At 72.3% G+C, this 12,677-nt stretch carries 10 protein-coding genes; 6 read left to right on the top strand and 4 right to left on the bottom strand.

The features are described from left to right. On the top strand, nucleotides 1-280 hold a 280-nt coding region (locus ACWD4J_RS00005; protein WP_451392949.1), incomplete at its 5' end, for an integrase core domain-containing protein. On the opposite strand, the gene ACWD4J_RS00010 is transcribed toward ACWD4J_RS00005, so the two are convergent. Beyond that, entirely contained in the window at nucleotides 277-2,517 is a 2,241-nt protein-coding gene (locus ACWD4J_RS00010) for a molybdopterin oxidoreductase family protein (protein ID WP_451392950.1), read from the bottom strand. The two genes, ACWD4J_RS00005 and ACWD4J_RS00010, sit on opposite strands and share 4 nt — an antisense overlap. A gap of 193 nt (nucleotides 2,518-2,710) precedes the next feature. Beyond that, nucleotides 2,711-3,451, bottom strand: coding sequence for a SanA/YdcF family protein (locus tag ACWD4J_RS00015; RefSeq protein WP_451392951.1), 741 nt, complete (start codon nucleotides 3,449-3,451; stop codon nucleotides 2,711-2,713). A gap of 219 nt (nucleotides 3,452-3,670) precedes the next feature. Here ACWD4J_RS00015 and ACWD4J_RS00020 point away from each other — a divergent pair, with 219 nt between their 5' ends. The 4 genes from ACWD4J_RS00020 to dnaG all read left to right on the top strand — a co-directional run bounded on the left by ACWD4J_RS00020 (nucleotide 3,671) and on the right by dnaG (nucleotide 9,467). Continuing rightward, nucleotides 3,671-4,594, top strand: coding sequence for a sirohydrochlorin chelatase (locus ACWD4J_RS00020; protein ID WP_451392952.1), 924 nt, complete (start codon nucleotides 3,671-3,673; stop codon nucleotides 4,592-4,594). Between the two features lie 80 nt (nucleotides 4,595-4,674). Then, nucleotides 4,675-5,970, top strand: a complete 1,296-nt coding sequence (locus ACWD4J_RS00025) for a deoxyguanosinetriphosphate triphosphohydrolase (protein ID WP_451392953.1) — start codon at nucleotides 4,675-4,677, stop codon at nucleotides 5,968-5,970. A 243-nt stretch (nucleotides 5,971-6,213) separates the two neighbouring features. After that, nucleotides 6,214-7,476: an NAD(P)/FAD-dependent oxidoreductase gene (locus ACWD4J_RS00030; protein WP_451392954.1), complete on the top strand. Its 1,263-nt coding sequence runs from the start codon at nucleotides 6,214-6,216 to the stop codon at nucleotides 7,474-7,476. Between the two features lie 80 nt (nucleotides 7,477-7,556). After that, nucleotides 7,557-9,467, top strand: a complete 1,911-nt coding sequence (dnaG, locus tag ACWD4J_RS00035) for a DNA primase (RefSeq protein WP_451392955.1) — start codon at nucleotides 7,557-7,559, stop codon at nucleotides 9,465-9,467. A 15-nt stretch (nucleotides 9,468-9,482) separates the two neighbouring features. On the opposite strand, the gene ACWD4J_RS00040 is transcribed toward dnaG, so the two are convergent. Continuing rightward, the gene (locus tag ACWD4J_RS00040; RefSeq protein ID WP_451392956.1) at nucleotides 9,483-10,478 is read right to left on the bottom strand and encodes a nucleotidyl transferase AbiEii/AbiGii toxin family protein; all 996 of its coding nucleotides are present in this window, start codon (nucleotides 10,476-10,478) and stop codon (nucleotides 9,483-9,485) included. Then, a complete protein-coding gene (locus ACWD4J_RS00045) occupies nucleotides 10,475-11,155 on the bottom strand; it encodes a hypothetical protein (RefSeq protein WP_451392957.1) in 681 nt (226 codons plus the stop codon). Before ACWD4J_RS00045 ends, ACWD4J_RS00040 begins: the two co-directional genes overlap by 4 nt. A gap of 101 nt (nucleotides 11,156-11,256) precedes the next feature. Between ACWD4J_RS00045 and ACWD4J_RS00050 the strand changes: the two genes are divergently transcribed. Then, nucleotides 11,257-12,603, top strand: a complete 1,347-nt coding sequence (locus ACWD4J_RS00050) for an RNA polymerase sigma factor (RefSeq protein ID WP_451392958.1) — start codon at nucleotides 11,257-11,259, stop codon at nucleotides 12,601-12,603. Nucleotides 12,604-12,677: the final 74 nt, after the last annotated feature.

The following is a 12,677-nucleotide window of genomic DNA, read 5'->3' on the forward strand; positions in this document are numbered from 1 at the left end:
CTACCGCAAGGGACAGGCCTGGAAGCAAGCTCTCGCCGAGATTGGCGCCACCGGCAAGCTGACCCGCGCCTACCGGCCCCAGACCAACGGCAAAGTCGAACGCTTCAACCGCACCCTGCTCGACGAGTGGGCCTACCTACGGCCCTACACCAGCAACGACGAACGCAGCGCAGCCCTCGACAGCTTCCTCCACGACTACAACTACCATCGCTGCCACACCGCACTCGGAGGCCAGCCACCCATCACCCGAGTCAACAACCCTCCGGGGCAATACACCTAGGCCCGTGTCGGGGCTGCCGCCAGTTCGAGGCGTACCGCGCACGCCTTGAACTCCGGCATCCGCGACGTCGGATCGAGCGCCGGATTCGTGAGGGTGTTGGCCCGGCCCTCGCCCGCCCAGTGGAAGGGCATGAAGACGGTGTCGGGCCGGATGCCCGTGGTGATGCGCGCGGGCGCGACGGCCTTCCCGCGCCGGGACACCACGGCCACGGCGTCCCCCTCCGCGGCCCCCAGCCGTTCGGCCAGCCGCGGATGCATCTCCACGAAGGGCCCGGGCGCGGCCGAGTTGAGCTCGTCGACGCGCCGCGTCTGGGCGCCCGACTGGTACTGCGAGACGACCCGCCCGGTCGTCAGCAGCACCGGGTACTCGGCGTCCGGCTCCTCCGCGAGCGGCCGGTGCGTGACCGGCACGAACCGGGCCCGCCCGTCCGGCGTCGCGAAACGCTCCAGGAAGAGACGCGGGGTGCCGGGGTGCCGGGCGATGCCCCGCGCACTGCCGGCGTCCCCGGCCGGATCGTCTGGCAGCACGTCGAACGCGGCGTCCTCGCTGTCCTCCAGCGGACCGTCCTGCCGCGGCGCCTCGGCCGCCGGGCAGGGCCAGAACACGCCCTGCTCCCGCGCCAGCCGGCCGTAGTCGATGCCGGAGTAGTCGGCGGGACCGCCCGCCGACGCCCGGCGCAGCTCGTCGAAGACCTCCTCCGGGTCTGTCGGGAAGCCCTTCTCCACGCCGAGACGTGACGCCAGTTCGTTCAGTACGACGAGGTCGGAGCGGACACCGGGCGGCGGGGTCAGCGCCTGTCGGCGCAGCAGGACCCGCCCCTCCAGGTTCGTCATCGTGCCCGTCTCCTCGGCCCACTGCGTCACCGGCAGGACGACGTCCGCCAGCGCGGCCGTCTCCGACAGAACCACGTCCGCGACGGCGAGGAAGTCCAGTGAGCGCAGCCGCTCCTCGATGTGCGCGGCGCGGGGGGCCGACACGACGGGGTTGGAGCCCATGAGCAGCAGCGTCCGTACGTCCTGTCCCAGCGCGTCCAGCAGCTCGTACGCGCTGCGGCCCGGGCCCGGCAGGCTGTCCGGGTCGACGCCCCACACCTCCGCGACATGGCGGCGCGCCTCGGGGTCGTCCAGCTTGCGGTAACCCGGCAACTGGTCGGCCTTCTGGCCGTGTTCGCGGCCGCCCTGGCCGTTGCCCTGCCCGGTCAGACAGCCGTAACCGGACAGCGGGCGGCCCGCGCGGCCCGTGGCCAGGCACAGGTTGATCCACGCGCCCACCGTGTCCGTGCCCTTCGACTGCTGCTCGGGTCCGCGCGCGGTGAGCACCATCGACGACTCGGCGTCGCAGAACATCCGGACCGCCTCGCGGAGTTCGGGAACGGACACCCCCGTGATCCGCTCCACGAACTCCGGCCAGTGCGCCATCGCCGCCGCCCGAGCGTCCTCCCAGCCGGTCGTGCGGTCCCGGATGAACTCCTCGTCCGTCCGGCCCTGCGCCACCACCAGGTGCAGCATCCCCAGCGCCAGCGCCAGGTCTGTGCCCGGCCGCGGCGCCAGATACAGATCCGCCTGTTCGGCGGTGCGCGTACGGCGCGGATCGATGACGATCAGCTTGCCGCCGTTCTCCTTGAGCTCCGTCAGGAAGCGCAGCGCCGGCGGCATCGTCTCCGCGAGGTTCGAACCGACCAGGATCACGCAGCCCGCCCGCGGGATGTCCTCCAGCGGGAACGGCAGGCCGCGGTCCAGGCCGAAGGCCTTGTTGTGCGCGGCCGCCGCCGACGACATGCAGAACCGGCCGTTGTAGTCGATCTGTGATGTGCCGAGGACCACCCGGGCGAACTTCCCCAGCGCGTACGCCTTCTCGTTCGTCAGCCCGCCGCCGCCGAAGACCCCGCACGCGTCCGGGCCATGCTCCGTGCGCGTGCGGGACAGCCCCTCGGCGATGCGGTCGAGGGCCTCCTCCCAGGTGGCCGGCTCGAGTTCGCCGGTGGCAGGGCGACGGACCAGCGGCTCGGTCAGGCGCACTCGGGAGGAGAGCAGTGCGGGCGCTGTGCGGCCCTTGCCGCACAGCGCTCCCCGGTTGACGGGGAACTCGGTGCGCTCCACCACGTCCACGCCGCCGCCTTCGCGCGCCGACAGGTTCATGCCGCACTGCAGGGAGCAGTACGGGCAGTGCGTCGGCGTCAGGGTCGGCGTGGGGGCCGCCGTCGGTGCTGGGGGCGGCGTCGCGGGGGCGGAGTGCATGCTGCCAGCGTGCGTCGGGCGTGTTACGTGCTGCGGTGTTGCCCGTTACGCAGCCGGTACGGGGACCTCCCGGTGGGGTGGGCGGCGACGTGAGGTGCCCCCTCCCACGGGCCGGGGTCGCGCATGGTGCGTAACCGTGGTGCACCGTTGGCGGCTGCCGGCCGGTGGCACACCCCGCAGGGACCCGCACCCCTCAGCGGCCTCCCCCGGACCCCAGCGCCTCCGACACCCCCGCTTCCCGAGGCCCCAGGAACCGCGGATCGGGCCGCAGGGCGGCGTCCAGCGCCGCCTTCCCGGCCGCGAACATCTCCCGCGTCGCCCCGTAGTACCACGTGACGTCGTGCCGGTCGTCGACCCCGACGCCGTACGACGTGACCCCCGCCGCGTCGCACAGCGCGACCGCCCTGCGTATGTGGAAGCCCTGGCTGATCAGCACCGCGCGGTCCACGCCGAAGATCTTCTTGGCCCGCACACAGGAGTCCCACGTGTCGAAGCCCGCGTAGTCGCTCACGATCCGCCCGTCCGGGACGCCGTGCGCCCTCAGATAGGCGCGCATGGCGTCCGGCTCGTCGTACTCCGCGCGGCTGTTGTCGCCCGTGACCAGCACCACCTGAATCCGGCCCGCGCGATACAGCTCGGCCGCCGCGTCCAGCCGGTGGGCGAGGTACGGCGACGGCTCGCCGTTCCACAGCCCGGCGCCGAAGACCACCGCCACCGGGGTGCGGGGCACATCCGCCGTCGTACGAAGGCGGCCGTCCGCCGACACGAACAGCCAGGCGGCGGGCAGCAGCGCCAGCACACAGGCCAGCATCAGCGCCTGCACCGTCCTGCGCTGCGCGGAGCGCGTCCGCGGCAGCCGGAACGAAGGCGGCAGCCATGTCGGTCTGCGCGGCCGCCCGAGACGCAGACGGACCGTCTGGCCCAGCTTCCGCATCCAGCCTTGCCGTAGCATCGAACCCCCCGTGTCCCCCTGCTCGCCCGGCACCGGGCCAGCTGCGATCAACCGTAGGCGATCCCACCGACAGTCACGCCGTCGGACGGCCCGGGGTTGCGGTCCGGCTGACAGTGCCGTTCCCCGCCGCGTGAGCCCAGATGAAAAGAGCCGTCATCGTCGCGCAACGCCGCGGCAACCTGCCACGGCCAGGATCGGTTCATGACGGCGTCGAACCCTCCTCGCGACGAGTCCACCCAGCCCTCGGGCAGCAGCCTGCCGCCCGGCCCGGCGCACACCGACGGCCACCTCGACAGTACGGCGCAACTCATGAACCGGATCACCAGCCAGCTCGGCAGCCAGCTCAGCCTCGTCGCGCTCGACGGCAGGCGCCGCCGCCCCGAGTCGCCCGCCCTCGTCCTCGTGGCGCACGGCAGCCGCGACCCGAGAGCGCTGAGCACGGTCGAGACCCTCGCCGAGCGCGTGCGCGAGCTGCGTCCAGGTCTCTCCGTCCGGCTCGGCCACATCGAGCTGAACGAGCCGTTGCTCCCCGACACGCTCGCCGCCCTCCGCCCCGGCCGGGCCGTCCTCGTACCGCTGCTGCTCAGCCGTGGCTACCACATCAAGCAGGACATTCCCGAGGCCGCCGCCGGCGCGTCCCATCTGGACGTGGACATCGCGGCACCGCTCGGTCCGCACCCCCTGCTCGTCGAGGCCCTGTACGCGCGGCTCGTCGAGGCCGGATGGAGTACGCGGCTCAGCGCGGCCGACCGGCGCAGCCATGCAGTCGTGCTGGCGGCGGCCGGATCCCGCGACCCCGACGCCGCCACCGACACCAGGCACACCGCCGAGCTGCTCGCCGAGCGCCTGGGCGTGCCGGTCGTCCCCGCGTACGCCTCCGCGGCCGCCCCGACCGTGCCGGACGCGGTGCGCGCTCTGGCGGCCCGCGGCCGCCACCGCGTGGCCGTCGCCTCGTACTTCACCGCGCCGGGACGTTTCGCCTCGGAGTGCGCCGAGGCCACGCCCTGGATCGCCGCCGAACCGATGGGCGCCCACGCGGCGATGGCCCGTCTCGTCCTGCACCGCTATGACGAGGCCCGCGTGACGTCCGCCGCGGCCGCGTCCCTGCACCTCGCCACGGCCTGAAACTCCCGTATCCCGGGCGGCTCACTGTCCGTGCTCCGTCCGTTACCGCCTCTGCCACCAGCTGCGTCTACTGTCGGTGCATGGAAGGCACCGAACTGAACGCGTACTACGACGAGGCGGCCGTCGAGCGGTGGGCCGGCGAGGCCGACAAGAGGCCCGGGCGTACGGCCTTTCAGCGCGACCGCGCGCGGGTGCTGCACTCCGCCGCGCTGCGCCGCCTCGCCGGAAAGACGCAGGTCGTCACCCCCGGCACACGCAGTCAGGCGTGGGATCCCAGCCCGCGTACCCGGCTGACGCACTCGCTCGAGTGCGCGCAGGTGGGACGCGAGCTGGGGGCCGCGCTCGGCTGCGACCCGGACCTCGTCGAGACCGCGTGCCTCTCCCACGACCTCGGCCACCCGCCCTTCGGGCACAACGGTGAGCAGGCGCTCAACGAGGTCGCCCAGGGATGCGGCGGTTTCGAGGGCAACGCCCAGTCGCTGCGGCTGCTCACCCGTATCGAGCCCAAGCGCTTCGTGCGGGACGAGGAGAGCGGCGAGCTCGTCAGCGTCGGGCTCAACCTCACGCGCGCGGCCCTCGACGCCGCGACCAAGTACCCCTGGCCGCGAGGCGCCCATCCCGTCGACCCCGCGTCGCCCAAGTTCGGGGTCTACGAGGACGACCGCCCCGTCTTCGACTGGATCCGCAAGGGCGCCCCGGCGAGCCGTACGTGTTTCGAGGCCCAGGTCATGGACTGGGCGGACGATGTGGCGTACTCGGTGCACGACGTCGAGGACGGCCTGCACGCGGGGCACATCGACCCCAACTGCCTGCACGCCGAGCCCGAGCGCAGGGAGATCTTCGCGGTGGCCATCGGGCGGTACGTGCCCGCGGACACCGCCCCCGAAGAGCTCGCCGAAGCCCTCGACCGCCTCCTCGACCAGGAGTGGTGGCCCCACGGCTACGACGGTTCGGCCGTCGCCCAGGCCCGGCTCAAGGACGCGACGAGCCAGCTCATCGGGCGGTTCTGCCTCGCCGCCGAGGGTGCCACGCGCGCGAGGTGGGGCTCGGGACGGCTCACGCGGTACGCGGCCGAGCTGGTCGTACCCCGCGAGACGCGCCACGAGTGCGCGGTCCTCAAGGCCGTCGCCGACCGCTACGTCATGCAGCGCGCGGAGCAGGAGCGGCTCCGGGCCGACCAGCGGATCGTGGTCGCCGAGCTGGCCGAGGCCCTCACGGCACGGGCGCCGGAAGGCCTCGACCCGCAGTTCCGCGCGCTCTTCGACACGGCGGCCGACGACCGTGCGCGCGAACGCGTCATCGTCGACCAGATCGCATCCCTGACGGACGCCTCCGCCCGGTCCCTGCACGACAGGCTCACAGCCCGCCGCCCCTGAGCGTCACAGCGGCTCGGCGAGCCGGGTCGTGGTCCGGGGCCGCTCCAGCGCGTCCAGGACCAGCGTGCGGGCCGGCACATCCACACGGACGTGACCCAGCGTGGCCTGATCGGGTCACTCCCTCTTCCCCCCTCACGCTCCGTGCGGGACGCTCGAGTGGCGGCACCGTGTTTGTTCCGGGCTCCGACGTCCGCGGTCTCCGCCGATGTCGCCGGATCCGGATCCCCGACGAGGAGGCATCAAGTGGTCGACGCTGATCAGACGTTCGTCATCGTCGGGGGAGGGCTGGCCGGGGCGAAGGCGGCCGAGACGCTCCGTGCGGAGGGATTCACCGGACGGGTGATCCTCATCTGCGACGAACGCGACCACCCGTACGAACGCCCGCCCCTGTCGAAGGGCTATCTGCTCGGCAAGGAGGAGCGCGACAGCGTCTTCGTGCACGAACCGGCCTGGTACACGCAGGCGGAGATCGAGCTGCACCTCGGGCAGGTCGTGGTGTCCATCGACCGCTACGCCAAGGCCGTGCGCCTCGGTGACGGCGCCCTCATCGAGTACGACAAGCTGCTGCTCGCGACCGGCGCCGAGCCCCGCCGTCTGGACGTCCCCGGCACCGATCTCGCGGGCGTGCACCATCTGCGGCGGCTCGCGCACGCCGATCGGCTGCGCGGCGTCCTCACCTCGCTCGGCCGTGACAACGGCCACCTCGTGATCGCGGGCGCGGGCTGGATCGGCCTGGAGGTCGCGGCGGCCGCGCGCGAGTACGGCGCTGAGGTGACCATCGTCGAACCGCTGCCCACACCGCTGCACTCCGTTCTCGGCCCCGAACTCGGCCAGCTCTTCGCCGACCTGCACCGGGAGCACGGCGTGCGCTTCCACTTCGGCCGCCGGCTCACCGAGATCATGGGCGAGGACGGCGTGGTGCTCGCCGCCCGTACCGACGACGGCGAGGAGCACCCGGCGCACGCTGTGCTCGCCGCGATCGGCGCCGCTCCGCGCACCGCCCTCGCCGAGGCCGCGGGCCTCACCATCGCCGACCGCGCACACGGCGCCGGCATCGCCGTCGACGCGTCGCTGCGCACCTCCGATCCGGACATCTACGCCGTCGGGGACGTCGCCTCCACCCTCCATCCGCTGCTCGGCTTCCCGATCCGAGTCGAACACTGGGCCAACGCGCTGAACGGCGGCCCGGCCGCGGCCCGCGCCATGCTCGGCCGGGAGGTGGCGTACGACCGGGTGCCGTACTTCTTCTCCGACCAGTACGACGTGGGCATGGAGTACTCGGGCTGGGCGCCGCCGGGGACGTACGACGAGGTCGTGATCAGGGGCGATGTCGGCAAGCGGCAGTTCATCGCGTTCTGGCTCGCGGAGGGGAGGGTGCTGGCCGGGATGAACGTCAATGTGTGGGATGTCACGGAGCCGATCCAGCGGCTGATCCGGTCCCGTGCGCAGGTCGGCCCCGAGGCCCTGGCCGACCCGTCCGTGCCGCTGGAGAGCCTCGCCGGCTGAGCTGCCGGGCCCTTCCCGCGCTCACCACCGGGAGGCGGCCGCCGCCTCATGGCTGTCCGTCCGCCCCGTAGAATTCCTGCGTGGCAGGCAGGATCAATGACGAGGACGTGAAGGCGGTCCGGGACGCGGTCCCGATCGACGCCGTCGTGTCCGAATACCTCCAGCTGCGCAACGCGGGCGGAGGCAACCTCAAGGGCCTCTGCCCCTTCCACGACGAGAAGTCGCCCTCCTTCCAGGTCAGCCCCAGCAAGGGGCTGTTCCACTGCTTCGGCTGCCAGGAGGGCGGCGACACCATCACGTTCGTGATGAAGATCGACCACCTCTCCTTCTCGGAGTCGGTCGAGCGGCTCGCCGCACAGGCGGGCATCACGCTGCGGTACGAGGAGGGCGGGTACAACCCCGCCCACCAGCGCGGCGAGCGCATCCGCCTGGTCGAGGCCCACAAGATCGCCGCCCAGTGGTACGCCGAACAGCTCGACACCAGCCCCGAGGCCGAGGCCGGCCGCACGTTCCTGGCCGAGCGCGGCTTCGACCAGGCCGCCGCGGTCCACTTCGGCGTCGGCTACAGCCCTCAGGGCTGGGACCACCTCACCCGCTATCTCCGCGGCAAGGGCTTCACCGACAAGGAGCTGCTCCTCTCCGGCCTCTCCCAGGAGGGCCGCCGCGGCCCCATCGACCGCTTCCGCGGCCGCCTGATGTGGCCGATCCGCGACATCGGCGGCGAGGTGGTGGGCTTCGGCGCCCGCAAGCTGTACGAGGCGGACACCGGCCCCAAGTACCTGAACACGCCCGAGACGGCGATCTACAGGAAGTCCCAGGTCCTCTACGGCATCGACCTCGCGAAGAAGGAGATCGCCAAGACCAGCCGCGCGGTTGTGGTCGAGGGCTACACGGACGTGATGGCCTGTCACCTCGCCGGTGTCACGACAGCCATCGCGACCTGCGGCACCGCGTTCGGCGGCGAGCACATCAAGATCCTGCGCAGGCTGCTGATGGACAACGGCAGCGCACGCGTGATCTTCACGTTCGACGGCGACGCGGCGGGCCAGAAGGCGGCCCTGCGCGCCTTCGAGGACGACCAGAAGTTCGCCGCCGAGACGTACATCGCCATCGCCCCCGACAGCATGGACCCCTGCGACCTGCGGCTCGCCAAGGGCGACGAAGCGGTCGCCGACCTGGTCGAACCGCGCACCCCCCTCTTCGAGTTCGCCCTCCGCCAGATCGTGAACCGCTACGACCTGGAGACCCCGGCCGGACGTGCGGCAGCGCTGGACGAGGCGGCGCCCATCGTCGCCCGTATCAAGAACAGCGCCACACAGCACGAGGTCGCGGTGCAGCTCGCGGGCATGCTCGGCATCCTGGACATCCAGTTCGTGGTGCGGCGGGTCGCGCAGCTGGCGCGCTGGGCCCGGGACCGCGGCGGCCGCGGCCCGGCACCGGCATCAGCGGAGGCACAGCAGCGGACCCCGCAGTCGCACGCCCCGGTGCGCGGACCGTCCGGCCCCGCCCTGAACCTCCGCAGCCCGGCCCACCGCACCGAACGCGAACTGCTCAAACTCGCCCTGCAGTACCCGCAGCTGGTCTCCCCGGCCTTCGACGCGTACGGAGTCGACGAGTTCACCGCCCCGCCGTACGCGGCCGTGCGCCAGACCATCGAGGAGGCGGGCGGCGCCGAGCCGGGTGTCCGGGACGCCTCCGCGTATCTCGCCCGCGTGCGGGAGGCCGCGCCGGACGACGTGGTGCGCGCGATGGTCACCGAGCTGGCCGTCGAGCCGATTCTGCGCAAGACCGTCGACGAGGTCTATGGCGGCATCCAGCTCGTCCAGGTCCGCCTGCGTGCCGTGGACCGCCGCATCCGCGAGATCCAGGGCACCCTGACCCGCCTGGGCCCGCACGCCGACCCGGCCCATCTGGCCGCCGTGCAGAACGAGTTGTGGGTGCTGCAGCAGTACGGGCAGACGTTGCGGGAGCGCGGCGCGGACGCGCTCTGACGAGCAGGTGCGGCGTCAGCCCGCCCGCCCCTCGAAGGTCGGTGTCACCGCCCGCACCAGCCGGTCCGCGAACTGCCGCTCGTCCTCGGCGAACTGCGGGTACTCCGTGACGAAGTGGTCCCACTCGACGAACCCCACCGCCTCCACCACGTCTTCGAGGAGGATCTTTTCGCGGTACGGGTAGGGCCACTCGCCCGAGAGCCGGAACACGTCGTGCAGCAGCTCGTACGGGAGCGGATGGCGCTCGGCCAGGAGCACGGCGTCGTACAGGTCCTTGCCCTGCGCGTGCATGTCGTTGATCAGCCACATCAGCTTCCAGGCGAGGGACAGCCGAGGCGTCGCCGCCTGTACGGTCGCGCCGCCCGGCAGCTTCACCGGCTCGGGTGCCTCGGGAAGCCGCTCGTTGAAGACGAAGTCGAGCTGGACGTGGCCGCCGGGCAGCCCCGGCGCGCTCCAGGGCAGGACCATGCGGCGGCCCGGCACCCGCTCGTACGTCCAGATGTCCTCGACCACCGCGCCCCGCGCGGAGACCCCGATCTCCCGCCCGCGGTCGTCGGCCAGGGCCTGCGCCGCCGCCGCGATCCCGTCGAGCATCCGGTCCGTACGCGCGTCGTCGATCGCCCATGTGTGCGGTACGACGACGAAGTCCAGGTCGCCGGGCTCGCGGGCGGCCTCGCTGAACCACGCCGACATCAGCATGCTGCCCCGCAGCACCAGGGAGTCGACCCACTCCGAGCCGGCGATCGCGGCCGGCACGAGGTCCAGGGCGCGGCGCCGGGCGGCTCGCCAGGCCTCGCCCCTCGCCGGGTCGGCGAACGCGGGGTCGGTCGCCCGGTAGGCGTTCTCGTACTGCTTCAGGGCCGGGTCGAAGACCGGGCGCTGCACCACGTCGTCCCCCGGCACCGGACGCAGCGTGCGCGGCAGCCGCTCCCGTGTCCGGGTCGCGTCGTCCAGCGGCTCCTTGGGGATCTCGCTGCTCGCCCAGCCGAAGCTCTCCCATGTCCCGCTCATCCCCGCACCTCCTGCACGACCGTTTCCTCGATCCATCCGTCGTCCACCGACACATCGCTGTCGTAGAGCACGAACTCCCGCTCCACATCGACTACTTCGAGGCCGTGGAGTCCTGCAAGGCCGTCGAGCTCCGTCAGCAACCGCTCCAGCGCCTGCCCCGCTCCCTGCGCGTCCGCCCCGCGGCACCGCTGCGTCACGAACCGCTCGTGCCGCCCGCCGCCCACCACCCGCCGTGCGTTCCACGACAGATGGGCGCCATGCGGCACGACCCGCGCGGCCAGGGCGGTCAAGTCCGCGTCCGCGTCGAGCAGCAGCTTCACGTGGTGCTCGAAGTACCGTCCGTCCTCGCACGGTTCGCGCGGCACCTCGGGAGCCCACGGCGACGACTCGATCTTGATGCGGACCGGTGCGAAACCGTCCGCCCGCAGGCGCCCGGCGACTTCACGCGCGCGTGCCGATTCGTCGGCGTACGACGCGGAACCGGTCAGGGTGAGCATCGGCTGCGCCGCCATCCGGCCGCGAGCCAGCACGATGTGCGTCAGCTTGAGGCCGGCCGCTGTCGCCCAGCGGTCCAGCCGGTCCGCGTCGGCGGTGGTGTCGCAGCGAACGGTGACATGCGTTTCGTAGAGGGAACCTGACACCCGGGGATCGTGCCAGATGAGTTCGGGCACAAGCATTCGGGTTTTGGCGCGGGTCACCGCCCCGTCACGGACCGGATTCAAAAAGTCACCGCACGCCCCTCGTGGCAGTGATGTGTCGTACCCCACACTGGGTTGCGGTGCCTGAGTCCTCGGAGCGCGGCCGGCCCGCAGACGGCGGGCCCGACACCCCCGCGGTTCCGCTCATCGCGTACGGGACGGACAGCGGCAAGGCCGCCGACGCCGGTCCCGTCGTACCGCTGTCGCACGCCTCAGCAGCGATCACCCTGGAGGTCGCCCCCGTGCAGACCCAGACCCTCACCCAGACCGACACCGCCCTGGACCCGGAGGCGGACCCCGATGTGCTGACGGCGGTGGAGCCGCAGAGCGCCGTTCGCCGGCATCCCGCGATCGGCGCGGCGGTGATGAGCCCCGATGATCCGCAGGGTCCGCCCGAGCACCTCGCCGACCAGCCTCACGCGCCTGAGGCCGCGGACGGGCCGCCCGAGCCCGACCTCGTGGACGTCGCCGAACCCGTGGCGGTCCCCGTACCGTCCGGCCGCACCGAGAGTGCGAGCCCCTCCGCCGATCTGTTCCGCCAGTATCTGCGCGAGATCGGCCGTATCCCCCTGCTCACGGCCGCCGAGGAGGTCGAGCTCGCCCGCCGCGTCGAGGCGGGGCTCTTCGCCGAGGAGAAGCTCGGCTCCACGCCCGACCTCGACTCCCAGCTCGCCGTCGACCTCGACAGGCTGGTCGTCATGGGGCGCATGGCCAAGCGCCGCCTCATCGAGGCCAATCTGCGGCTCGTGGTCTCGGTCGCCAAGCGGTACGTGGGACGCGGCCTGACCATGCTCGACCTGGTGCAGGAAGGAAACCTCGGCCTGATCAGGGCCGTCGAGAAGTTCGACTACGCGCGCGGCTACAAGTTCTCGACGTACGCCACCTGGTGGATCCGCCAGGCGATGTCGCGGGCCCTCGCCGACCAGGCCCGCACCATCCGCGTCCCGGTCCATGTCGTCGAGCTCATCAACCGTGTCGTACGGGTCCAGCGGCGCATGCTCCAGGAGCGCGGGTATGAACCGACGCCCGAAGAGGTCGCCGCCCACCTCGAACTGCCGCCTGAGAGGGTCAGCGAGGTCCTGCGGCTCGCCCAGGAACCGGTCTCGCTGCACGCCCCCGTCGGCGAGGAGGACGACGTCGCGCTCGGCGACCTCATCGAGGACGGCGACGCGGCGTCCCCCGTCGAGTCCGCCGCGTTCCTGCTCCTGCGCGAGCACCTCGAAGCGGTCCTGTCCACCCTCGGGGAGCGCGAGCGGAAGGTCGTCCAGCTCCGCTACGGCCTGGCCGACGGCCGCCCGCGCACCCTCGAGGAGATAGGCCGCATCTTCGGCGTCACGCGTGAGCGCATCCGCCAGATCGAGTCCAAAACCCTCAACAAACTCCGCGACCACACATTCGCGGACCAGTTGCGGGGCTACCTGGACTGAGGGTTGCCCGCCGTCGGGGTTCCGCCTGTGCCCACCCGTTCCGCCCCTGGCGGAACGCATGCCCACAGGCGGAC

This window comes from Streptomyces sp. NPDC002577 (assembly GCF_053594815.1).